Annotated in this window: 19 protein-coding genes and 1 pseudogene; 11 read left to right on the top strand and 9 right to left on the bottom strand. The window is 67.1% G+C overall.

What is annotated here, in order from left to right; translation table 11 throughout:
- Positions 1-7 precede the first annotated feature (7 nt).
- From TY51_RS00200 to TY51_RS00155, 10 genes and pseudogenes are all read left to right on the top strand, one after another.
- A pseudogene (locus tag TY51_RS00200) lies at positions 8-1,593 on the top strand (lysine--tRNA ligase).
- A gap of 154 nt (positions 1,594-1,747) precedes the next feature.
- On the top strand, positions 1,748-4,042 hold the full coding sequence (locus TY51_RS00195; protein ID WP_042244406.1) for a glycosyl hydrolase family 28-related protein: 2,295 nt from the start codon (positions 1,748-1,750) through the stop codon (positions 4,040-4,042).
- A gap of 61 nt (positions 4,043-4,103) precedes the next feature.
- Entirely contained in the window at positions 4,104-5,639 is a 1,536-nt protein-coding gene (locus tag TY51_RS00190) for a SulP family inorganic anion transporter (RefSeq protein ID WP_042244404.1), read from the top strand.
- A 178-nt stretch (positions 5,640-5,817) separates the two neighbouring features.
- On the top strand, positions 5,818-7,773 hold the full coding sequence (acs, locus tag TY51_RS00185) for an acetate--CoA ligase (RefSeq protein WP_042244403.1): 1,956 nt from the start codon (positions 5,818-5,820) through the stop codon (positions 7,771-7,773).
- A gap of 118 nt (positions 7,774-7,891) precedes the next feature.
- Entirely contained in the window at positions 7,892-8,149 is a 258-nt protein-coding gene (locus TY51_RS00180) for a DUF4212 domain-containing protein (protein WP_042244402.1), read from the top strand.
- A 10-nt stretch (positions 8,150-8,159) separates the two neighbouring features.
- Positions 8,160-10,067, top strand: coding sequence for a sodium:solute symporter family protein (locus tag TY51_RS00175; RefSeq protein ID WP_042244400.1), 1,908 nt, complete (start codon positions 8,160-8,162; stop codon positions 10,065-10,067).
- Positions 10,068-10,127: 60 nt separating this feature from the next.
- Positions 10,128-11,942 (top strand): DUF294 nucleotidyltransferase-like domain-containing protein, encoded by a 1,815-nt coding sequence (locus tag TY51_RS00170; RefSeq protein WP_042244398.1) that lies wholly within the window; start codon positions 10,128-10,130, stop codon positions 11,940-11,942.
- Entirely contained in the window at positions 11,939-12,442 is a 504-nt protein-coding gene (locus tag TY51_RS00165; protein WP_042244396.1) for a hypothetical protein, read from the top strand. Before TY51_RS00170 ends, TY51_RS00165 begins: the two co-directional genes overlap by 4 nt.
- Complete coding sequence (locus TY51_RS00160; protein ID WP_042244394.1) at positions 12,435-12,797, top strand: response regulator transcription factor; 363 nt, start codon at positions 12,435-12,437, stop codon at positions 12,795-12,797. The genes TY51_RS00165 and TY51_RS00160 overlap by 8 nt, the downstream gene beginning before the upstream one ends.
- On the top strand, positions 12,797-14,671 hold the full coding sequence (locus tag TY51_RS00155) for a 3'-5' exonuclease (RefSeq protein ID WP_042244392.1): 1,875 nt from the start codon (positions 12,797-12,799) through the stop codon (positions 14,669-14,671). Before TY51_RS00160 ends, TY51_RS00155 begins: the two co-directional genes overlap by 1 nt.
- On the opposite strand, the gene TY51_RS00150 is transcribed toward TY51_RS00155, so the two are convergent.
- The 5 genes from TY51_RS00150 to trpA form a co-directional block, all read right to left on the bottom strand.
- A complete protein-coding gene (locus TY51_RS00150) occupies positions 14,668-15,039 on the bottom strand; it encodes a hypothetical protein (protein ID WP_052649615.1) in 372 nt (123 codons plus the stop codon). The two genes, TY51_RS00155 and TY51_RS00150, sit on opposite strands and share 4 nt — an antisense overlap.
- A 48-nt stretch (positions 15,040-15,087) precedes the next feature.
- Positions 15,088-15,753, bottom strand: a complete 666-nt coding sequence (locus TY51_RS00145) for a molecular chaperone DjiA (protein WP_042244388.1) — start codon at positions 15,751-15,753, stop codon at positions 15,088-15,090.
- 141 nt (positions 15,754-15,894) lie between these two features.
- The gene (locus TY51_RS00140; RefSeq protein ID WP_042244386.1) at positions 15,895-16,386 is read right to left on the bottom strand and encodes a GNAT family N-acetyltransferase; all 492 of its coding nucleotides are present in this window, start codon (positions 16,384-16,386) and stop codon (positions 15,895-15,897) included.
- The gene (locus TY51_RS00135; RefSeq protein WP_042244385.1) at positions 16,386-16,946 is read right to left on the bottom strand and encodes a VOC family protein; all 561 of its coding nucleotides are present in this window, start codon (positions 16,944-16,946) and stop codon (positions 16,386-16,388) included. The genes TY51_RS00140 and TY51_RS00135 overlap by 1 nt, the downstream gene beginning before the upstream one ends.
- Positions 16,943-17,740: a tryptophan synthase subunit alpha gene (gene trpA / locus TY51_RS00130; RefSeq protein WP_042244382.1), complete on the bottom strand. Its 798-nt coding sequence runs from the start codon at positions 17,738-17,740 to the stop codon at positions 16,943-16,945. The genes TY51_RS00135 and trpA overlap by 4 nt, the downstream gene beginning before the upstream one ends.
- A 130-nt stretch (positions 17,741-17,870) precedes the next feature.
- On the opposite strand from trpA, the gene ychF reads away from it, so the two are divergent.
- Positions 17,871-18,968: a redox-regulated ATPase YchF gene (gene ychF / locus TY51_RS00125; protein ID WP_042244380.1), complete on the top strand. Its 1,098-nt coding sequence runs from the start codon at positions 17,871-17,873 to the stop codon at positions 18,966-18,968.
- Between the two features lie 50 nt (positions 18,969-19,018).
- Here ychF and TY51_RS00120 read toward each other — a convergent pair whose 3' ends face one another.
- The 4 genes from TY51_RS00120 to TY51_RS20655 form a co-directional block, all read right to left on the bottom strand.
- Positions 19,019-20,032, bottom strand: a complete 1,014-nt coding sequence (locus tag TY51_RS00120; protein WP_307533598.1) for a cytochrome d ubiquinol oxidase subunit II — start codon at positions 20,030-20,032, stop codon at positions 19,019-19,021.
- Between the two features lie 3 nt (positions 20,033-20,035).
- Positions 20,036-21,421, bottom strand: a complete 1,386-nt coding sequence (locus TY51_RS00115) for a cytochrome ubiquinol oxidase subunit I (protein ID WP_042244378.1) — start codon at positions 21,419-21,421, stop codon at positions 20,036-20,038.
- Positions 21,422-21,425: 4 nt separating this feature from the next.
- Positions 21,426-21,992: a GbsR/MarR family transcriptional regulator gene (locus TY51_RS00110; RefSeq protein WP_042244376.1), complete on the bottom strand. Its 567-nt coding sequence runs from the start codon at positions 21,990-21,992 to the stop codon at positions 21,426-21,428.
- A 143-nt stretch (positions 21,993-22,135) separates the two neighbouring features.
- Positions 22,136-22,513 carry a hypothetical protein gene (locus TY51_RS20655; RefSeq protein WP_042244375.1) on the bottom strand — a complete coding sequence of 126 codons (378 nt, stop codon included), beginning with the start codon at positions 22,511-22,513 and terminating at the stop codon, positions 22,136-22,138.
- Between the last annotated feature and the right edge of the window lie 103 nt (positions 22,514-22,616).

Raw genomic sequence — 22,616 nt, 5'->3', positions numbered from 1 at the left:
TCCGACCATGACAACCCTGCGCGACGCCGCAATGCAATCGAAGGCCTGGCCGTTCGAAGAAGCGCGCCGGGTGCTGAAACGGTACGAAAAGCAGCCCCCCGAAAAGGGCTATGTCCTGTTCGAGACCGGCTATGGCCCCTCTGGCCTGCCCCATATCGGTACCTTCGGAGAGGTGGCGCGCACGACGATGATCCGTCGCGCATTCCAGGAGATCAGCGACCTGCCGACGCGGCTGATCTGCTTTTCCGACGACCTGGACGGCATGCGCAAGGTCCCCGAGAACGTCCCTGATCAGCAGATGCTCAAGGAGCATCTGCAGTTGCCGCTGACCTCGGTCCCCGATCCGTTCGGTGAGTTCGACAGCTTTGGCGACCACAACAACGCCATGCTGCGCCGCTTTCTGGACACGTTCGGCTTCGATTACGAATTCGTCAGCGCGACCGAATTCTACAAGTCCGGGCAGTTCGACGCCGTGCTGCTGCGCGCTGCCGAACGTTATGACGAGATCATGGCCGTGATGCTGGCGTCCCTGCGCGAAGAGCGTCAGCAGACCTATTCCTGCTTCCTGCCCATCAGCCCCAAGACCGGCCGCGTACTGTATGTGCCGATCAAGCACGTCGATCCCAATGCCGGGACCATCACCTTTGACGAGGACGGCGAGGAGATCACCCTGCCGGTCACCGGCGGCAACGTGAAGCTGCAGTGGAAGCCCGATTTCGGCGCCCGTTGGGCCGCGCTGGACGTCGACTTCGAGATGTACGGCAAGGACCACAGCACCAACACGCCGATCTATGACAAGATCTGCGAGATCCTGGGTGGCCGCAAACCGGAGCATTTCACCTATGAGCTGTTCCTGGATCAGGACGGCCAGAAGATCAGCAAATCCAAGGGCAACGGACTGTCGATCGACGACTGGCTGACCTATGCGTCCACGGAAAGCCTGTCCTATTTCATGTATCTCAAGCCCAAGACGGCCAAGCGGATGCATCTGGACGTGATCCCCAAGGCGGTGGACGAATACCACCAGCAGCTGCGCGCCTATCCCGACCAGACGCCGGAACAGAAGCTGGCGAACCCGGTCTGGCACATTCATGGCGGCGACGTTCCCGCCTCCGACATGGCGATCCCGTTCCAGATGCTCTTGAACCTGGCCTCCGTCGCGGGCGCGCGGACAAGGACGGGCTGTGGGGCTTCATCCGGCGCTATGCGCCTGAGGCCAGCCCCGAGACGCATCCCGGCCTGGATCAGGCGGCGGGCTTTGCGCTGCGCTATTTCACCGATTTCGTGGCCCCCTCGCGTCAGTTCCGCGCGCCCACGGATGTCGAACGCGCGGCGATGCAGGACCTGGCCGACCGGCTGGCCGCATGGGACCAGCCCGCCGACCCCGAGACGCTGCAATCCATGGTCTTTGCCGTCGGCAAGGAACACGGGTTCGAGCCGCTGCGCGACTGGTTCGCGGCGCTGTATCAGGTGCTGCTGGGTGCCGATCAGGGTCCGCGCTTTGGCGGCTTCATCGCGCTTTACGGGGTCGATGAGACGCGCGGCCTGATCCTGGACGCGCTGGACGGCAAGCTGGTGTTCAACCAGGGCTGAGGGCTGCCGCGCGCGCGACCCTCGATGTTGCGGCGCGCGCCGTTGCAGCGCGCGCTGTCTTCAGGCCCCGTTAACCTTTCATCAACTATTCCTGTCCGCATCACGGCGGGTCTTCCCGGACCCGGCCGCCATGCCGATACGGAAGGGATAGTCGATGAACATTGCGATCACCAACGGGCTTTTGCTGACGCCACCCGCCTTCAGGGCGGGCCTTGGCGTCTGGTCGCGCAGCGATGGCACCTCGGGCAGTCCGACCTGGGGAGACGCGGGCAATGCCGGCATCGTCCCCGCCGATCAGGATTTCGGCCCCTGCTTCGAGGTCGTCAAGCAGCAGACCACCACCAGCCTGCGCTTCATGGGAGAGACGCCGATGATCCCCGGCGTCTATCTGCGCGTGTCGGCGCGGGTCAAGATCGTGGCGGGCCCGCTGGCCAGCGTGCGCATCGCGGGCTGGGCGGGCGACGGGTCGCGCAACGCCGTCACGGGGTTGGTCACCAACGGCACCACGGTCGCGCTGCGCAACTATGGCGAGGTGGTCGAGGTCAGCGCCATCGTCGGCGTCGGCAACCGTCCGGGCGTGGACATGCCTTGGGGCACGCGCGCGGTCTACGGGCATTTCGGTCTGGACCTGGTGGGCGCCAATGGCGGGGCGTTCCGGGTCGAATCGATCCGCATCGACGACATCACCGCGGCCTTTGTCCCGTCGCTGCTGGACTGGGTCGACGTGCGCGATTTCGGCGCGGTGGGCGACGGCGTCACGAACGACCGCGCCGCGTTCCTGGCCGCGGATCAGGCCGCGGCGGGCGGGGCCATCGTGGTGCCCGCCGGGACATTCTTCATTTCGGGCGATCTGTCGATCAACAGCCGCATCCGGTTCAAGGGCCGCATCACCACCCCGCCCGCGACGCGCGTCTCGCTGCTGCGCAGCTTTGATTTCCCGACCTATGCGGACGCCTTCGGCGACGAAACGCTTGGCATGAAGAAGGCGCTGCAGGCGCTGCTGGGCTATACAGACCACATCTCGCTGGACCTCGGCGGGCGCCGGGTCGACCTGGACGAGCCGCTGATGCTGGCCGATCTGGCCCCCACGCTGGAGGGGTTCGCGAACCGCCGGGTGATCCAGAACGGCTCCATCCAAGCGAAGCCCGGTCCGGCATGGCAGACCGGCCGCGCGACCAGCCCCGGCACCTACAACCCCGCCCAGCCCTATCTGCTGACCAACGTCGCCAACGTCGCCGCCATCGAAGTCGGCAGCCGCATCATCGGCAGCGGCGTGGGCCGCGAGGTCTATGTCAACGCCAGGAACGTGGCCCAAGGCACGCTGACCCTGTCGCAGCCCCTGTACGGCGGTGCTGGCACGCGGCTCTACAGTTTCGAACGCTATCGCTATCTGTTCGACTTTTCGGGCGTGCGGGAACTCAGCCGGCTGAACTTCTCCAAGGTCGATTTCGGCTGCGACCGCATCTCCAGTGGCGTGATGCTGCCCCCGCAGGGAGAGATGATCCAGTTCTCGGACTGCTATTTCACGCGGCCGATGGACCGGGCGATCACCTCGATCGGGCGCGGGTGCCAAGACTTGCTGGTCGACAACTGCCAGTTCATCTCGAACGACATCGACCTGCCGGCGCAGCAGCGCACGACGGTCGCGATCAACGTGAATGCGAACGACATCAAGATCCGCAACAACCGCTTCGTGCGCTTTGCCCATTTCATGGTCGCGAACGGCGGCGGCCACATCATCAGCGGCAACCACTGGTTCCAGGGCGACGGGTCGGGGCAGGGGCTGCGCTATGCGGGCCTGGTGCTGACCCAACCCAACGTGCAGACGACGGTGTCGGGCAACTATGTAGACAACGCCTCGATCGAGTGGACGAACGAACACAGCGCCATCCCCAACTTCACCGGGTCGGAATTCAGCTTTGGCGGGCTGACCCTGACGGGCAACACCTTCCTGTGTTCGAACACCGCCGCGTGGTTCACCTGGATCACGGTCAAGCCTTATGGCTCGGGCCATTTCATCCAGGGACTGAACGTCGTGGGCAACGTTTTCAAGGCGCTGTTCGGCAATGTCGAACGGATCGACCGGGTCGACACTTCGATCGCGGACCTGAACTATACCAACATGCGCAACCTGCAGTTCGAGGCGAACACCTTCAACGGCATCAACACCTATGTGTCGAACCCGCTGATGATCCAACTGACGCAAAACACCACCACGGCGACCTGGACCACCCCGGTGCTGACAGGCCTGCCGTTCCAGGGCTGGGCGCGGTCCGTCCAGTCCGTCGTGACCGAGGTTGCGCTGCAATCGACCACCGGCGCCCGCGTCGATGCAAGTCCAACGGTCGTCCCGGAATCCGGGGCGTCGCGACGCCAGATCCGGCTGACCTGGGCACAGCCCCTGCGCGGTCGGGTCTGTATCTATGCGCGGATGGACCGCCCGCAATAGCGGTGTTGACAGGGGCCGGGGTGCGGGCGCACCCTCGGCCCCGGCCACGCAGGGAGGGTCCATGGGCTATCGCCCCGCCTTTCTTGATCTTTCGTTCGATCTCAGGGACCTGCAGGCTGGACTTACGGTGGCCATCGTGGCGCTGCCGCTGTCGCTTGCCATCGCCATTGCCAGTGGGGTCGGACCCGATCGCGGGCTGGTCACGGCCATCGTGGGCGGTTTTCTGGTCAGCGCCATGGGCGGCACCCGCCACCAGATCGGTGGCCCGGCCGGCGCGTTCATCGTGCTGGTCGCGGGCTGCGTCGCGGCCATCGGCATCGACGGGCTGATCCTGGCCACGATGTTGTCGGGCGTGATGCTGGCGGCCCTTGGTCTGCTGCGCCTTGGCGGGACGATCCGGCTGGTGCCCTATCCGGTGATCCTGGGGTTCACCGCCGGGATCGCCGTCATCATCGCCGCCAGCCAGTTGCGCGACCTGCTGGGCCTGACCCTGTCCGCGCCAGAGCCTGCGGCCCTTTTGCCAAAGCTGTTGTCCCTGTGGCAGGCGCGCGCGACCCTCAGCCCGCAGGTCGCGGGCGTCGCGCTGTTGACGGTGGTGGTGATCGTCGCCGTGCAGCGGCTGGCCCCGCGCCTGCCCGCATTGCTGCTGGGCATCGTGGCGGCGACGCTGGCGGCGCAGGTGCTGGACGCGCCATCGGTCTTTGACCGGTTTGGCGCGTTGCCCGCCGGCCTGCCCATGCCAGTGCTGCCTGTGTTGGATTGGGCGGCGGTGCAGGCGGCGCTGCCTTTCGCGGTGGCCTTTACCCTGCTGGGGGCAATCGAATCCCTGCTGTCGGCGATGGTCGCGGACCAGATGGCCGGTACCCGCATGCGCCCCGATGACGAACTGATCGGGCAGGGGCTTGCCAATATCGGCGCGGGGCTGTTCGGCGGGTTCTGCGTCACCGGCACCATCGCGCGCACGGCGACCAACGTGAAGGCCGGCAGCCGCGGCCCGGCGTCGGGGATGATCCATGCTGCCCTGTTGCTGGGCTTTTTGATCGTCGCGGCGCCGCTGGTCGGGGCCATTCCGTTGGCCGGTCTGGCCGGGCTGCTGATGATCGTCAGCTGGAAGATGATAGAATGGCACGCCATGATCAGCCTGACCCGCATGGACCGGGCCGAGGCCGGCGTGATGGCCGCGACCTTCCTGGGCGTGGTTCTGCACGATCTGACCATCGGCATCCTGATCGGCATGGCGCTGACCGCGATGCTGTTCATCGCGCGCATGTCGCGCGCGGGAACGGCCCACGCCCCGGTGACGGACCCCGACGGCCCGTCGGACCGGATGGTGATCCACCTGTCCGGGCCGGTCTTCTTCGGGTCCGTCGCGCGGATCGAAGGGGCGCTGGCGCGCATCGATGCGCATCCCCGTCTGCTGCTGCTGGACATGTCGCAGGTGACCTTGATCGACCGCAGCGGCGCGCAGATGATCCGGGACCTGTCGGATCGCCTGGCCCCGCGGGGCACCACCGTGATGGCGGTCCATGCCAGACCTGCGCTGCGGGCGGGGCTGCAGGGCAGCGTGGCGATTGCCGCCGACGGCGCAGCTTTGTGAAGCGTTGACATTTTATCCCCGATAAAAGTCAATTCGTTTACAAAATTTTCCTTTATAAAAAACAAGTTAACTTGTTGCGTCATTTGTGATTAACATGGTGCGACGCAGCGTTGCGCCCACGCCCTGTCAGGGGTCGTCGCGGCCGGGCTGCAGCATGGCGACGACGAGGGGGAAAGTCATGACCGCTGAAAACATTCGCAAACACGCCATTCCGGCGGGTCTGGAAAACGCTCATGCCGGGCCCGAGGATTACACGCGCCTGTACGACGAATCGATCCGCGACCCGCAGGGCTTCTGGTCCCGCGAGGGGCAGCGCTTGGACTGGATGACGCCCTATACCAAGGTCAAGGATACCGACTTCACCCTGGGTCAGGTCAGCATCAAGTGGTTCGAGGACGGGGTGCTGAACGCGTCCGTCAACTGCATCGACCGCCATCTGCCGACCCGCGCCGACCAGACCGCGATCATCTTTGAACCCGACGATCCGCAGACCCCGGCCCAGCACATCACCTATGCCCAGCTGTCCGAAAAGGTGAACCGTTTCGCCAATGTCCTGCTGAGCCAGGGCGTGATGCGCGGCGACCGCGTGGTGATCTATCTGCCGATGATCCCCGAGGCCGCCTATGCCATGCTGGCCTGCGCGCGGATCGGGGCGATCCATTCGATCGTCTTCGCAGGGTTTTCGCCGGATGCGCTGGCCAACCGGATCAACGATTGCGGGGCAAAGGTGCTGGTCACCGCCGACACCGCCCCGCGGGGCGGCCGGCGCACCAACCTGAAATCCAACGCCGACGCCGCGCTGCTGCACTGTTCCGACAAGGTGCGCTGCCTGGTGGTCAAGCATACCGGCGATCAGACCACTTGGGTCGACGGCCGCGACATCGACGTCAAGGCGCAGATGGAACAGGTCGCCCCCGACTGTCCGCCCCGTCCGATGGGAGCCGAGGATCCGCTGTTCATCCTGTACACCTCCGGGTCCACCGGCAAGCCCAAGGGCGTGGTGCACACGACTGGCGGCTATCTGGTCTATGCGGCGATGACGCATCAGTACACGTTCGACTATCAGGACGGCGACGTCTTCTGGTGCACGGCGGATGTGGGCTGGGTCACCGGCCACAGCTATATCGTCTATGGCCCGCTGGCCAATGGCGCGACGACCGTGATGTTCGAGGGCGTGCCGACCTGGCCCGATGCCGGACGCTTCTGGGAGGTCTGTGCCAAGCACAAGGTGACCCAGTTCTATACCGCTCCCACCGCCATCCGCGCGCTGATGGCCAAGGGCCCGGAACCGGTTGCGGCGCATGACCTGTCGTCGCTGCGCATCCTGGGCACCGTGGGCGAGCCGATCAACCCCGAGGCCTGGAACTGGTACGACGAACATGTCGGCAAGGGCCGCTGCCCCATCGTCGACACATGGTGGCAGACGGAGACCGGCGGTCACCTGATCACGCCGCTGCCCGGCGCGATCGAGACCAAGCCCGGATCGGCCACCGTGCCTTTCTTCGGCGTGGTCCCGGTGATCCTGGACGCCGCCACCGCCGAGGTGCAGCAGGGCGACCCGGCCGAGGGCGTGCTGTGCATCGGCGACAGCTGGCCCGGCCAGATGCGGACCCTGTGGGGCGATCACGCCCGCTTCGAGGAGGCGTATTTCCAGCAGTATCCGGGGTACTATTTCACCGGCGACGGCTGCCGCCGGGACGAGGACGGGTATTACTGGATCACCGGCCGCGTCGACGACGTCATCAACGTCAGCGGCCACCGCATGGGCACCGCCGAGGTCGAATCCGCGCTGGTCGCCCATGAGAAGGTCGCCGAGGCTGCGGTCGTGGGTTATCCGCATGCCATGAAGGGGCAGGGCATCTATGCCTATGTCACCCTGATGAACGGCGTCGACCCGTCGGATGAGCTGCGCGCGGATCTGGAGAAATGGGTCCGCACCGAAATCGGCCCGATCGCCAAGCCGGACCTGATCCAGTGGGCGCCGGGCCTTCCCAAGACACGTTCCGGCAAGATCATGCGCCGTATCCTGCGCAAGATCGCGGAGAACGACCACGGCAGCCTGGGCGACACGTCGACCCTGGCCGAACCCGAGGTCGTGGACGATCTGATCGCCAACCGCATGAACCGCGGCTGACGACCGGCCGGGGGCCTTGCGCCCCCGCAAACCTGCCTGCGCCCATCGCCGGGGACGGGCTTGGAAGAACACTAGGGCGGAGTGACAGACATGTCTGAACAGGGAGGGACCTAGGGACATGAGTGACAGACAATCCTCGAATGCCTATTGGCAGGCCAATCTACGCATCATCTATATCTGCCTCGCGATCTGGGCGTTGGTGTCCTACGGCTTCGGGATCATCCTGCGGCCGCTGCTGTCGGGCATCTCGGTCGGCGGCACGGACCTGGGCTTCTGGTTCGCGCAGCAGGGATCGATCCTGTGCTTCATCGCGCTGATCTTCTTCTACACCTGGCGCATGAACCGCCTGGACGCCGAACACGGCGTGGACGAGTGAGGACCCAGCCATGAGCCAATTCACCCTGAACCTTCTGGTCATCACCGCGTCCTTCGCGCTGTATATCGGCATCGCCATTTATTGCCGGGCGAAATCCACGGCCGAATTTTATGCTGCCAACCGCGGCGTGGGTCCGGTCATGAACGGCATGGCGACCGCGGCCGACTGGATGTCGGCGGCGTCCTTCATCTCGATGGCGGGTCTGATCGCCTTCACGGGCTATGACAACTCGACCTACCTGATGGGCTGGACGGGTGGCTATGTGCTGCTGGCGCTGCTGCTGGCGCCTTATCTGCGGAAATTCGGCAAGTTCACCGTGCCGGAATTCATCGGCGACCGCTTCTATTCGCCGACCGCGCGCATCATCGGCGTGATCTGCCTTCTGATCGTCTCGATCACCTACGTGATCGGCCAGATGACCGGCGTGGGCGTCACCTTCTCCCGCTATCTCGAGGTGTCGAACGCGACCGGCCTGTGGATCGGTGCGGGCCTGGTGTTCTGCTATGCCGTTCTTGGCGGCATGAAGGGCATCACCTACACGCAGGTCGCACAGTACGTCGTGCTGATCATCGCCTATACCATCCCGGCGGTGTTCATCTCGCTGCAGCTGACGGGCAACTTCCTGCCGCCCCTTGGCCTGTTCGGCACGCATGAGGGATCGGGCGTGGCGTTCCTGGCGCAATTGGACGGTCTGGTGACCGATCTGGGCTTCCGTGCCTATACCGAACACCACAACTCGACCCTGGACATGGTGCTGTTCACGATGGCGCTGATGATCGGTACCGCGGGTCTGCCGCACGTCATCATCCGTTTCTTCACGGTTCCCAAGGTCTCGGACGCGCGTAAATCCGCGGGCTGGGCGCTGGTCTTCATCGCACTGCTGTACACGGTCGCCCCGGCAGTCGGATCCATGGCACGCTTCAACCTGACCGCAACCATGTGGCCGGGCGCCGAACAGGGCGAGACGTTCAGCCAGCCCGCCGTCTCTCTGGCGGACATCGAGACCAGCGAGGATCTGGCCTGGATGCGCAACTGGCAGACCACCGGCCTGCTGAACTGGGAAGACAAGAACGGCGACGGCCTGATCCAGTACTACAACGATGGCGCCGCCGCTCAGGCGACTGCGCTGGCCGCGGCCCGCACCAGCGGCGACCAGGCCGCGATCGACACGGCCCAGGCCGCCTATGACGCACGTCTGGCCGAAACCCACGCGGCTCTGCCGGGCGCCCCGGCGGTCGAGCAGAACTGGGCCGGGAACGAGCTGACCACCGTGAACAACGACATCATGGTGCTGGCCAACCCCGAAATCGCCAACCTGCCGGGTTGGGTCATCGCCATCGTCGCCGCCGGCGGCCTGGCCGCGGCCCTGTCCACCGCAGCGGGTCTGCTGCTGGCGATTTCCGGTGCCGTGTCCCACGACCTGATCAAGGGCACGCTGCGCCCGAACATCAGCGAAAAGGGCGAACTGATGGCGGCCCGCGTCTCGATGGCGGCGTCCATCCTGGTGGCGACGCTGCTGGGTCTGAACCCGCCGGGCTTTGCGGCGCAGACCGTGGCGCTGGCCTTCGGCCTTGCCGCCAGCTCGATCTTCCCGGTGCTGATGATGGGGATCTTCTCCAAGCGCGTCGGCAAGGAAGGCGCGATTGCAGGCATGATCGCGGGCATGCTGTCCACGATCCTGTACATCTTCGCCTACAAGGGCTGGTTCTTCGTCGCGGGCACCAACATGTTCCCCGACACGCCCGACGCATGGCTGTTCGGCATCTCGCCGGCATCCTTCGGCACCATCGGCGCGGTGATCAACTTTGCGGTGGCCTTCGGCGTCTCGGCCGTCAGCCAGCGCCCCCCCGCCCATGTGCAGGAGCTGGTCGAATCGATCCGCGTCCCGCGCGGTGCGGGCGGTGCGGTCGCGCACTGACAATCCTGCCGCGTCCCCGACCGGGGGCGCGGCGCCTTCCTTCCCACAAGGTCACCCCGGATGCCCGACAGCATTGTCGATTTCATCGCCACCGTGCATCCCTATGACAGCCTGAAGCGGGACGAGCTGGCGCGCGTCGCCACCTCCTTCAGCCGCAGGACATTCGCCCCTGGCGACCTGATCTATCAATTCGGCGACCGCCTGCCGGGCCTGTACCTGATCGAAAGCGGTCACGTCGCGGTCACCGACCGCAACGGCGACAGCGTATCCCAGCTGGGGCCGCGCAATTCGTTCGGCGAACGCGGGCTGCTGCGCGACGGCGTGGCAGTGACCTCGGCCCGCGTCATGGACCAGCCCGCGGTGATCCTGATGCTGCCGCGGGCAGAGGTGACGCGCCTGATCGCCGATCACCGCGCCGTCGCCCGGTTCTTTGACCGGGGTCGCGGACCCTCCGACCGCGGCGGCGACCTGGCCCGGCTCAAGGTCGGCGAACTGTTGTCCGGCAAGCCGGTCAGCTGCACCCCCGACACCCCCATCATCGAGGCCGCGCGCCAGATGCGCGACGCCCGCGTCAGCAGCCTGGGCATCACCCAGGGCGGTCGCCTGATCGGCCTGGTCACCATCCGCGACATGTCGAACCGCGTCGTGGCCGAGGGGCGCGACATGCGCCAGCCGGTCAGCGCCGTGATGACGCCCGACCCGGTGACGCTGGCGCCCACGGCCTTGGGCTATGACGTGCTGAACATCATGCTGGAGCGCCGCATCGGTCACCTGCCGGTGGTGGATGACGGCCGCTTTGTCGGCATGATCAGCCAGACCGACCTGACGCGGGTTCAGGCGATTTCCGCCGCCGGTCTGATCCGGCAGGTCGCCAAGGCCCGCGACACCGCGCAGATGGCCGCCATCACCGCGCATATTCCCGAACTGCTGACGCAACTGGTCCAGGCCCGGCAGCGGCACGAGATCATCACCCGCATGATCACCGACATCGCCGACGCGGTCACGCGCCGCCTGCTGGACTTGACTGCCGCCGATCTGGGGCCCGCGCCCGCCGCCTGGTGCTGGGCGGCCTGCGGCAGCCAGGGCCGCCAGGAACAGACCGGCGTCAGCGATCAGGACAACTGCCTGATCCTGGCGCCTGGCGCCGATCCGCGCGACCCGTGGTTCACGGCGTTGGCGCGGCGGGTCAGCGACGGGCTGAATGCCTGCGGCTATGTTCATTGTCCGGGCGACATGATGGCCACCAACCCGCGCTGGTGCCAGCCGCTGGACGTCTGGCAAGGCTATTTCCGCGACTGGATCATCCATCCCAGCCCCGAGGCGCAGATGCTGGCATCGGTGATGTTCGACCTGCGCGCTATCGGCGGCGACGCCACGCTGCTGAACGACCTGCAGGCCGGGACCCTGGACGCGGCTTCGAAAAATTCGATATTCATCGCGCATATGGTTGGAAATTCAATGAAACATCGGCCTCCGCTTGGCCTGATCGGCGGCTTTGCCACGATCCGTCACGGAGAGCATCGCCACCATATCGACATGAAGCACAACGGCGTGGTTCCGGTCGCCGACCTTGCCCGCGTCTATGCGCTGCAGGGGCGCATCGGGGCGGTCAACACCCGTGCCCGGCTGGAGGATGCCGAGGCGCGGGGCGTGATCTCGGCCACGGGGGGGCGCGACCTGATCGCGGCCTATGACATGATCCAGACGGTGCGGCTTGAAAATCAGGCGCATCTGGTCAGGGCGGGGCGAAAGCCGGACAATTACCTCTCACCGACGGATCTGTCGGATTTCGAACGCAGCCACTTGCGCGACGCCTTTGTCGTCGTGCGCGGGATGCAGTCGGCGGTGGGACATGGCAAGGGGATGCTGGGATGACAGGGATCGGAAGCGATCTGATCGGAGTGATCGCCGTGGCGATCGGGGCGGCGGCGGTGCTGTATGCCGGGATGCATCTGGCGCGCAAGCTGGGCCTGTCGCCCGCAGCCTGGCTGCTGCCAGCGGGCATCGGGCTGTCGATGGTCGCCTATTCGGTATGGAACGATTACGCGTGGTTCGACCGCGCGCAGGCCAGCCTGCCCACCGGGTCGCAGGTGCTGGTCGTGGGGCGTGACAGCCAGCCCTGGGCGCCCTGGACCTATCTGGTCCCGGTGGAAACCCGCTTTGCCGCCATCGACCCCGCGCAGATCACCCAAGGCGCGGATGGCACCCGCCGCGCGCCGATCATGCTGATCGAACGGCGCGGCCAGACCGTGATCGTGCCGCAGGACTTTGACTGTGCCGGTGTTCGCATCCGTCCCGCCCGTGCCGACTGGATGCCCGCCGGCGACGACGCGGCCTTTGCAACCGTCTGCCCGAATGGAGGGTCCAATGGCTGACATCCTGGTCATCGAGGACGAGGACAACATCGCCACCGCGCTGGATTTCCTGCTGACCCGCGACGGCCACCGCCATGACCGCATCGCCACGGGCCGCGGCGCCGTGGACCGCATCCGCCAGACGCGGCCCGATCTGGTCCTGCTGGACGTGATGCTGCCCGAGGTATCGGGCTATCAGATCGTCCAGGACGTGCGCGCGGACCCGGACCTGGCCGGGGTGCGGGTGCTGATGATGACCGCGCGCGGATCGGTGGTCGAACGCCGCAAGGGGCTGGCGCTTGGCGCCGACGGCTTCATCGCCAAGCCGTTCGAATTGGCCGAACTGCGGGCCGAGATGGCCCGCCTGCTGTCCTGATGCGCCGCCGCATCCTGCTGCTGTTTCTGGCTGCGCTGGTCGCGTCGCTGGCCCTGTCCGGGCTGGCGTTGTGGCGGCTGACGCAGGGCGGTCAGGATGCGGTGATCCAGGCCGCGATGATCGCGGGCTTTGGCCTGCTGGGCCTGATGACCGCGCTGTGGTTCCTGTTCGACCGCCATCTGGCCCGCCCGCTGGAATCGCTGGCCGGGGCGTTGCGGACCGGGCGCGTGCCCGACCTGGAACAGGCGCGCCATCTGGCCGATCTGGGCCCCGCCGCCCGCGACGCGGCACTGGCGCGGGAGCGGTCCGATCAGGCGCTGGCGCAGGCGCTGGAGGATCATGCCGCCGAAACCCTGCGCGAAAAGGCCAGCCTTGAGGCGATCCTGGCCGATTTCGGGGCGGGCGCCGTCATGGCCGATGCGCGGGGGCGGGTGGTGTTCTACAACGCCAGCGCCGCGCGGCTGCTGCCGGGGCTGGCGCTGGACCGGGCGCTGGACGGGCACCTGACGCCCGGCGCGTTGCGGGCGGCGCAGATGCGGCTGGCGGCGGGGGCTGCTGCAACGGACCTGACCTGCCTGACCGTGGGCGGGGTGCGCCTGTCGGGCCGCCTGCGCGCGATCGAGGACGGGCTGCTGCTGATCCTGCGCGACAGCGCGATCCAGCGTCCGGCCCCCCGCGACACGCTGGAGGCGCTGCGCCGCCACGCCTCGACCCTGGTCCCGATGCTGGACGCGCTGGACGGGCCGATCCCGCCCGCGCTGGCGCAGGCCATCCGGGCCGAGGGGCAGGGCCTGGCCACAGCCACCCGCCGCCTGTCGCAGATCATGGCCAGCGATGCGCCCGGCGACGTGGCGGGGCTGACGGAACTGGCGGCGGGTCTGGACGCGGTCGACCTGCCCCGGCTTGCATTCCGCGCGCAGGCGGCCAGCCTGAACGCGCTGCTGCTGATGCTGGACGCACGGCTGCGCGCCCTGGGTCATGCGCCGGTGCTGTCGGTGCATCCGGACCCGGATGACCAGATGCGCCTGACGTTGGATTGGCGCGGGACGCCCGTGCCCATCGACCTGCTGGAGGGCTGGCTGACCGCCACCCCCGATCCCGGCCAGCCCGACCTGACGGGGGCAGAGATCCTGGCCCGCCACGGCACGGGCATCTGGCCGGAAACAGAGGGCGGCTCGGCGCGGCTGGTCATGCCGCTGGCCTTGGCGCAGGGCATCGCGGACGGCTTGGGCGTCACCTATGATTTCGCGCTGGCGACGCGTGGCGCGGCGTCGTCGCGGCTGGCGGACCTGACCTGCGTGGTCTTCGACACCGAAACGACGGGCCTGACGGATCGCGACCGGATCGTTCAGATCGCCGGCCTGCGCCTGGCCCGCGGCCGCCTGACCGGAGAGCGGTTCGACACGCTGGTGAACCCCGGCGGCCCCATTCCCCCGGCCTCGACCGCGATCCACCACATCACCGACGCCATGGTGGCCGATGCCCCAGACCTGACCGCCGCGCTGACCGCATTCCGGCATTTCTGCGACGACAGCGTCCTGATCGCGCATAACGCGCCCTTCGACATGGGTTTTCTGCGACGGGCCGAGGCGCAGACCGGTGCGCGGTTCGACAACCGGGTGCTGGACACGGTGCTGCTGTCAGCGATGGTCTGGGGTCAGTCGGCGGTCCATACACTGGACGCATTGACTGAACGGCTTGGCATCACCATTCCACCGGATGCACGCCACACCGCGATGGGCGACACGATCGCCACGGCGCAAGCCTATCTGGCCCTGATCCCCGCGCTGGAGGCCAAGGGCATCACCCGGTTCGAGGAGGTCGTGGCCAAGGCCCGCGACCACCGCGCCCTGATCGGCGACGCAAACCGCTAAAGCGCGATCTGCGGCTGGTCCGTGGCGGGGTCTTCGTCGGGACGCAGCGTCTCGCCCAGGGGCGGTGGCGCGGGCGCATCGTCGCGGCGACGGATCAGGATGTCGCCGTTGGGCAGCCGTTCCGGCGCCTGATAGTTGCGGATGTCATCGACCTGCGCCGCCAGATCCTGCAGCACCGGGCCCATCTGGCGCAGCGCGCCGGCCAGGTCCTGCGCCAGCGGCGATGCGGCGTCGGGGTCTTCTTCGCCCCACAACTGTCCCATGATCGCGCCCAGGCCGCGTTCAAGAAAGCCCGGTTCCTCCGGCGCCTCCTGCGCGATGGCGGGGGCGGACAGGAGGGCAAGGCACAGGGCGGCGGGGGTCAGCATGCGTGTCATGGGCCATGAGATGGGCAGTGCCCGCCCGCCGCGCAAGGCTTAGGCCGCGCCCGCCTGCAGATTGCCGCGATAGAGGCTGCGATAGCTGTCCCAAGCCTCGTTCAGGCGGCGGGTCTTGGCCTCGGCCAGGCGGATCGCCTCGGGGGGCAGGCCGCGGCCGATGGCGTGGTCGGGATGGTTCTCGCGCAGAAGCTGGCGCCAGCGGCGCTTGACCTCGGGCAGGGGGGTGTCCGGGGCGACGCCCAGAACCTCGCACGGGGGGCAGCCGGCGCCCTTGTCGTGACGCCGCCGGATCGCGGCGATCTGGGCTGGGGCCAGGCCGAAGATGCGCCCGACCTCATCCAGGAACATGATTTCGGCGGGCTGCAGCGCGCCGTCTGCCACCGCGATGACGAACAGCCCCTCCATGACGTCCAACAGAACCGGATCGCCGGGCTGGAACATCGACGCCATCTTGTGCGCCCAGGCATCAAAGCCCGCGACGTCCTTGCGCGCCAGATCGAAGACGCGGGCGGCGTTCTTTTCCTCGGACCGGGGGATGATGAACACGCGGCGAAAGGCGGCGACCTCCGACCGCTCGACCGTGCCGTCGACCTTGGCCAGCTTGGCGCCAAGCGCGATCACCGCGATGGTGAAGGCGACCGACCGTTCCGGCGGCGTGGCCGGACGATTCGTCCACAGGAACACGGTGATGCGATCGGCCATCCGCTGCCAGAAGCTGCGGGGCCTTGGCAGGTCGGGGCAGGGGCCCGTGCAAGTCTCGGGTGTGGTGCAGCAATCCATGCCACAAGGTTAGCGCCGAAACCCGCCAAGCGATAGGGGCGCATTGCCGCCCCCCGCCGCAACCTAGGCCGAAAGATCGCGCCCCATCAGCACAAGGTCGTGAAACTGCCCGAATTTCCATCCCGCTGCCGGAATGCGCCCCCATTCGGCATAGCCCAAGGCCGTGTGGAACGCGATCGAGGCCGCGTTCGACCCCGTGATGCCGCCGATCATCAGCCGATGGCCGCGGATGCGGGCATGGTCTTCGACGGCGCGGACCAGCAGGCGGCCAAGACCCTGGCCGCGCCGGTCGGGATGGGCATGGACGGAATGTTCCATGCTGTGCGCATAACCCGGGCCGCCGCGGAACTGGGTATAGGTGGCAAAGCCCGCGACCCCGTCGTGATCCTGCGCCACCACGAATGCGTGCCCCGCCGCCTGACGGTCGGCGATGAAGGCTGCGATCTCCGGCTCCGACCGTTCGGTGGGCCAGAAGGTCACCACGGTGTCGCGGATGATCGGGTTCCAGATCGCCGCGATCTGCGCGACATCGTCCGCGGTGGCGTCGCGCAGCATCACAGCGTGATGTCCCGGTCGGGGCTGGTCAGGGTCAGGGACATCGGCGTGCCCGCCCCGGTCAGCATCAGGCGGCGGTCGTCCAGGTCAAGCCGGTCCAGCGGCAGCGTCAGCCGCGCCATGCGCACTCCGCGGTCGGGCAGGCGGTCCGACGGATGCGGCCCGTCGCCCCAGTCGATCAGCATCGGCTGAGCCCCGTCGCGCGGCATCTGACCCGCCAGCGGAAGTGTGATCCGCCAGGACAGATCGCCGCGACGGGCCTGCACGACGCGCGTGCCCGTGGGTGCGATCAGCGGCGTCGCGCGCATCACCCAGCCCGCCACGCGCGGCGGGCCGTCGAACCCGTCCAGCCCGAACCAGCAGGGGCGGAAATCGGCCTCCGGATCGGGCGCGATCAGTTCCAGGTATTCCCCCGGCCCAAGAGACATCAGCCGATTGTGCGTGCCCATGCCGGGATGGCGACCGCCGGGTTCCAGGATCAGGCCGTGGGTTGCCAGCCAATCCGCGCCCTCGTCCAGGGTGCGGGCGGCGATGGCCACGTGATCGAACGTCAGGCTCACCCGCGATGCGCGCCGGCGGCCAGATCGGCCACGAAGGCCAGGATCTCGGGGACGGGGCGACCCTCGCCGATCTGCTTGACGATCGCGCTGCCCACCACGCAGCCGTCGGCGACCGACGCGATGGCCTCGGCCGCTTCGGGGGTCGAGATGCCGAAACCGACCACGACCGGCAGGCCGGCGGCGGCGCGGATGCGCACGACCTCGGGGGCGACGTCGGCGGCATTGGCGGCGGCGGCGCCGGTGATCCCCATGACGCTGACGTAATAGACGAAGCCGGTGATGTTCTTGACCACCGCGGGCAGGCGGCGGTCATCGGTCGTGGGCGTCGCCAGCCGGATGAAGTTCAACCCCGCGGCCGTGGCGGGCACGCACAATTCGGCGTCCTCCTCGGGGGGCAGGTCGACGACGATCAGGCCGTCGATCCCGGCCTCGACCGCGTCGGTCAGGAACTGGGTCACGCCGCCCTTGCGGGCGTAGATCGGGTTGTAATAGCCCATTAGCACGATGGGCGTCGTGGTGTCGTCGCGCCGGAATTCCCGCACGATGTCCAGCGTGCGGCTGACGCTGCCGCCTTGGGCCAGGGCGCGCTGACCCGCCGCCTGGATGGTGCTGCCATCCGCCATCGGGTCGGTGAAGGGCATGCCCAGTTCGATGATGTCGACGCCCGCTTCGGGCAGGCCGCGCATGATCTGCAACGCGGTGGCATCGTCGGGGTCGGATGCCATCATGTAGGCCACGAAGGCCTTCTTGTCCTGGGCCTTGAGTGCCGCAAACCTGTCGTCGATTCTGGTCATGTCCGTCCCTGCATTCCTTGTCACAATCCCTAGCGCGCATGGGGGGTGGGTGCAATCCGGGGCAAGGCTGGACTTGGCCGCGCGGGGCGCGTAACAGGCGCGGGATATTCAGACGGGAAAGGGTGCTGTCATGGGCTTTCGCATGGGGATCGTGGGCTTGCCGAATGTGGGCAAGTCGACGCTGTTCAACGCATTGACGAAAACCGCCGCCGCACAGGCCGCGAATTTCCCGTTCTGCACCATCGAGCCCAACGTGGGCGAGGTCGCGGTTCCCGATGCGCGGCTGGATACGCTGGCAAGCATCGCGGGCAGCAAGCAGATCATCCCGACGCGCATCACCTTCGTAGACATCGCCGGTCTGGTGAAGGGTGCGTCCAAGGGCGAGGGCTTGGGCAACCAGTTCCTGGCGACCATCCGCGAGGTTGACGCCATCGCCCATGTCCTGCGCTGTTTCGAGGACGGCGACATCACCCATGTCGAGGGTCGCGTCGATCCGCTGGCCGACGCCGAGGTGATCGAGACCGAGCTGATGATTTCCGACATGGAATCCATCGAACGCCGCCTGGCCAACCTGGCGCGCAAGCTGAAGGGCGGCGACAAGGACGCGGCCGATCAGCAGCGCCTGTTGCAGCAGGCCTTGGCCGCGCTGAACGAGGGCCGTCCCGCGCGCACGATCACCGTGTCGGAGGATGACCGCCGCGCATGGGACATGCTGCAGCTGCTGACCGCCAAGCCCGTGCTGTTCGTCTGCAACGTGGCCGAGGACGATGCCGCCAACGGCAACGCCCTGTCCGAGAAGGTCCGCGAGATGGCCGAGACGCAGGGCGCGGGCCATGTCGTGATCTCTGCCCGGATCGAGGAGGAGATCAGCCAGCTGGACGCCGAGGAGGCCCAGATGTTCCTGGGCGAGATGGGGCTGGAGGAGCCGGGCCTGGATCGCCTGATCCGCGCCGGCTACACCCTGCTGGGCCTGCAGACCTATTTCACCGTGGGCCCCAAGGAGGCGCGCGCCTGGACCATCACCAAGGGCACGTTGGCCCCGCAGGCGGCCGGCGTGATCCATGGCGATTTCGAAAAGGGCTTCATCCGGTCCGAGACCATCGCCTATGACGATTACGTCGCGGGCAAGGGAGAGGCCGGGGCGCGCGAGGCGGGCAAGCTGCGCGTCGAGGGCAAGACCTATGAGGTCAAGGACGGCGACGTCCTGCATTTCCTGTTCAGCAGCTGACGGCCCCTGACAATGGTGGAAAGGCGGGCCGCGGGGCCCGCCTTTGTCGTTCAGTAATAGGTCAGTTCGGTCGCCTTGCCGCGGAACACCGTATAGGCGAGGATCGAATAGGCGATGATGATGGGCAGCACGACCATCGTGCCCACCAGGATGATGATCAGGCTTTCGGGCGCCGCGGCCGATTCATAGATCGTCATCTGTTCGGGGACCACATACGGATAAAAGCTATAGGCCAGCCCGCCGAATGCCATCACGAACAGCGCCGACGCCATCCAGAACGGCGCCCAAGCCAGCCGGTCGCCATCCAGCGGCAGGCGGTGCAGCACCCGCCACAGCGCCAGCACCAGCACCGCCGACAGGACGGGCAGCGGTGCCAGCCAGGCGATTTCAGGCCAGCTGAACCACTTGTCCCAGATCCGCGCGCTGACCAGGGGCGAGGCCGCCGAGATGGCCACGATGCCCGCGATCAGCCCCCAGATGCCGCGCCGCGCCCAGAGGATCGCCTTGGCCTGCAGCACGCCATCGGCCTTGCCGATCAGCCAGACCGCGCCGATGAAGCTGAAGCCCACCGTCAGGAACACCGCCGTCAGCGTGGCAAAGGCGATGTTGGCCCAGGTGAACTGAAGCCCGGTGACGTACATGCCCAGCATGAAGCCCTGCGACAGGGTCGAGGCCAGGCTGCCGGCGAAGAACGCCTTGTTCCAGGCACCGCGGTGGCGTGTCGGGGCCTTGACGCGGAATTCGAACGCGACGCCGCGCAGGATCAGTCCGACCAGCATCACCGCCACCGGCAGGTACAGCGCGGTCAGGATCACCCCATGCGCCACCGGGAACGCCACCAGCAGGATGCCGATCGCCAGCACCAGCCAGGTCTCGTTCGCGTCCCAGAAGGGGCCGATCGAGGCGACCATGCGGTCGCGCTCGGTCGGGCTGGCAAAGGGGAACAGCAGCCCCACGCCCAGGTCGAACCCGTCCAGGATCACATAGATCAGGATCGCGGTGCCCATCAGGCCGGCAAAGACGAAGGGCAGCCAGAGGGCGGGATCGCCGAACAGGTCCATCATCGCTTACTCTCCGGGCTGCAGGACGCGGATGCCCGCATCGGGTTTCGGGACATCCGGGGTCAGCGGGTCGTGACGGGCTGCCTTGCGCGCCAGATAGGTCAGCGTGCCCAGATAGGCGGCCATCAGCCCCGCATAGACCAGCAGATAGGCCGCAAGGGTCGAGGCGACCATGCCGCCCGTCACCGGACCGACGGCCTCCTTGGTGGTCAGCACGCCGGTAACCAGCCAGGGCTGGCGCCCGATCTCGGTGACGTACCAACCGGCCAGGGTCGCGACCCAGCCCGAAAAGGCCATGCCGACAAAGGCATAGATCCACGGGCGGGGCAGCCCCTCGACGCCGCGGCCGCGGCGCATCAGCCAGACCGACGACCAGGACAGCGCCAGCATCGCAAAGCCCAGGCCCACCATCACGCGGAAGGCGTAAAAGACCGGCGCCACGGGCGGGTGTTCGACGGTGCCGTCAGCGGCCACGAAATCATTCAGGCCCGGCACCTCGCCGTCAAGGCTGTGCGTCAGGATCAGCGAGGCGACACTGGGGATGGCGATCTCCATCCGGTTCTCGCGCGCTTCCTGGTCGGGGATGGCGAACAGGACCAGGGGCACGTTGCCCTGCGTCTCCCAGTTGCCCTCCATCGCGGCGACCTTGGCGGGCTGATGCTCCAGCGTGTTCAGGCCGTGCATGTCGCCGGCATAGATCTGGATCGGGATCAGGATCGCGCCAAGCGTCGCGCCGAACCGCAGCGTCGTGCGGACCTCCGCGCTGCGGTCGCCCCACAGCCAGCGCATGGCCGAGAAACCGGCGATCAGGAAGGATACCGTCAGACCCGAGGCCAGCAGCATGTGCGCCAAGCGATAGGGCATCGACGGGTTGAAGACGATCGCGAACCAGTCGGTCGCATGGACGACGCCGTCGCGCAGTTCATACCCCGCGGGGGTGTGCATCCAGCTGTTCAGGACCAGGATCCAGAAGGCCGACAGGGTCGTGCCAAATGCCACCAGCGCCGTGGCCGTCGTGTGCAGCCAGCCCGGCACGCGGCGAAAGCCGAACAGCATGATGCCCAGGAACGCGGCCTCGAGGAAGAAGGCCGTCAGGATCTCATAGGCCAGCAGCGGTCCTGCGACGTTGCCCACAGCCTCCATGAAGCCGGGCCAGTTGGTGCCGAACTGGAACGACATGGTGATGCCCGACACGACGCCAAGCGCAAAGGACAGGGCGAACACCTTCACCCAGAAGCGATAGGCGTCCATCCATTTTTCGTCGCCCGTCCGGTTGAAGCGCAGCTTGAAGAACAACAGCACCCAGCCAAGCGCGATGGTGATGGTAGGAAACAGGATGTGGAAAGAGATGTTCGCGGCAAATTGAATCCGCGACAGAATCAGCGGGTCCATGGGTTCAGCCTTTCGATTGAGGTTTGCTGCGGCGGATCGGGATCAGCTTGCCCGCGCCGTCGACAAGGCGGCCAAGACGGGCGCCCATGTTCAGGATCGCGACCAGGCGCTCGGTCTCGAACCGGGCGAGGTCGTCGTGGAACCGGGTCATCTGCTCGATCAGCTGGCGCAGTTCCGCGATCCGGGCATGGGCCGCGCGGTCGGTGGGGTCCGGTTCGGCCATCGACAGCTCGCGCAGCTTGGTCAGGGTCGGGTCGATCTCGCGCTTGCGCCGTTCGTTGATCAGCGTGCGCACGATCTCCCAAAAGTCGTCGGGCGTGGTGAAGAATTCGCGCCGGTCGTCCTGCTGATGCCGCAGACGGACCAGGTTCCAGCTTTGCAGCTCCTTGAGCGCCATCGACACGTTCGACCGCGAAAAGCCCAAGGCGGCCACGATGTCATCGGCGCATAACGGTTCGTCGGCCAGGAACAGCAGGGCATAGACCTGACCGACGGTGCGGTTGATGCCCCACCGCGATCCCATTTCGCCGAAATGCAGGATGAACTCCTGCCGCAAGGCCGAGACTGACATTCGCTTGTTCCCGTTGTTTCAGTAATTTCTGAAAACAACATAAGTCAGGCGTCTGACAGGCCAACCGGGCGGGTTGTCGCATGCGGACATGCGAACGCCCCCGCCTTTGGGGGCGGGGACGTCGTGTCAGATTTTGCGGTGTGTCAGTTGCCGATGACTTGGCAGGGCTGGGACCGGCTTTGCATCCGCTCGCAGGCCAGTTCGGCATGGCCCTTGGACAGGTTGCCGAACTGCGGTTCGAAACCGCGATTGGTGTTGGCGACGTTGCGGCGTGCGGCGCCGAACAGGTTTCCGTCCTGCAGGGCCAGGCCCAGCAGCAGGCGGTCAGCCTCGGCCTGGGAGGTGTAGAGACCCAGGCTGACGCCAAAGTTGCGGCCGCTGTCGGTGGGACGACGGACGACTTCCAGTGCCTCGGGGTTGCCAAGGTCGCCTTCGCCCATCGCCGCCAGGATCACGGTTTCGGACCGGGGCTTGGGCGCGGTGGAGCTGTCCAGCGACAGCGTGCCGGGTGCTGCGCGCATCTGCGGTTCCGGAGCGGCGGCAACGGCTGCGGGCTCTGGTTGAGCGACTGCGGCGATGCTGGCCGTGCGCCGCGGCGAGGGCGCCGGGCGTGCCGATCCGGCC

Origin of the sequence: Paracoccus sp. PAMC 22219, assembly GCF_000787695.1 — a bacterium.
In the GTDB taxonomy this organism is placed as follows: Bacteria; Pseudomonadota; Alphaproteobacteria; order Rhodobacterales; family Rhodobacteraceae; genus Paracoccus.
Note: the sequence above shows the minus strand (reverse complement) of the source record. Positions and strands in the feature narration are given on the sequence as shown.

What these genes read in the sequence shown, in the direction of transcription:
- TY51_RS00195 (WP_042244406.1), top strand. Translation starts at nt 1,748, where the DNA reads ATGAACATTGCGATCACCAACGGGCTTTTGCTGACGCCACCCGCCTTC.
- TY51_RS00190 (WP_042244404.1), top strand. Translation starts at nt 4,104, where the DNA reads ATGGGCTATCGCCCCGCCTTTCTTGATCTTTCGTTCGATCTCAGGGAC.
- acs (WP_042244403.1), top strand. Translation starts at nt 5,818, where the DNA reads ATGACCGCTGAAAACATTCGCAAACACGCCATTCCGGCGGGTCTGGAA.
- TY51_RS00180 (WP_042244402.1), top strand. Translation starts at nt 7,892, where the DNA reads ATGAGTGACAGACAATCCTCGAATGCCTATTGGCAGGCCAATCTACGC.
- TY51_RS00175 (WP_042244400.1), top strand. Translation starts at nt 8,160, where the DNA reads ATGAGCCAATTCACCCTGAACCTTCTGGTCATCACCGCGTCCTTCGCG.
- TY51_RS00170 (WP_042244398.1), top strand. Translation starts at nt 10,128, where the DNA reads ATGCCCGACAGCATTGTCGATTTCATCGCCACCGTGCATCCCTATGAC.
- TY51_RS00165 (WP_042244396.1), top strand. Translation starts at nt 11,939, where the DNA reads ATGACAGGGATCGGAAGCGATCTGATCGGAGTGATCGCCGTGGCGATC.
- TY51_RS00160 (WP_042244394.1), top strand. Translation starts at nt 12,435, where the DNA reads ATGGCTGACATCCTGGTCATCGAGGACGAGGACAACATCGCCACCGCG.
- TY51_RS00155 (WP_042244392.1), top strand. Translation starts at nt 12,797, where the DNA reads ATGCGCCGCCGCATCCTGCTGCTGTTTCTGGCTGCGCTGGTCGCGTCG.
- TY51_RS00150 (WP_052649615.1), bottom strand. Translation starts at nt 15,039, where the DNA reads ATGCTGACCCCCGCCGCCCTGTGCCTTGCCCTCCTGTCCGCCCCCGCC.
- TY51_RS00145 (WP_042244388.1), bottom strand. Translation starts at nt 15,753, where the DNA reads ATGGCCGATCGCATCACCGTGTTCCTGTGGACGAATCGTCCGGCCACG.
- TY51_RS00140 (WP_042244386.1), bottom strand. Translation starts at nt 16,386, where the DNA reads ATGCTGCGCGACGCCACCGCGGACGATGTCGCGCAGATCGCGGCGATC.
- trpA (WP_042244382.1), bottom strand. Translation starts at nt 17,740, where the DNA reads ATGACCAGAATCGACGACAGGTTTGCGGCACTCAAGGCCCAGGACAAG.
- ychF (WP_042244380.1), top strand. Translation starts at nt 17,871, where the DNA reads ATGGGCTTTCGCATGGGGATCGTGGGCTTGCCGAATGTGGGCAAGTCG.
- TY51_RS00120 (WP_307533598.1), bottom strand. Translation starts at nt 20,032, where the DNA reads ATGATGGACCTGTTCGGCGATCCCGCCCTCTGGCTGCCCTTCGTCTTT.
- TY51_RS00115 (WP_042244378.1), bottom strand. Translation starts at nt 21,421, where the DNA reads ATGGACCCGCTGATTCTGTCGCGGATTCAATTTGCCGCGAACATCTCT.
- TY51_RS00110 (WP_042244376.1), bottom strand. Translation starts at nt 21,992, where the DNA reads ATGTCAGTCTCGGCCTTGCGGCAGGAGTTCATCCTGCATTTCGGCGAA.
- TY51_RS20655 (WP_042244375.1), bottom strand. Translation starts at nt 22,513, where the DNA reads ATGCGCGCAGCACCCGGCACGCTGTCGCTGGACAGCTCCACCGCGCCC.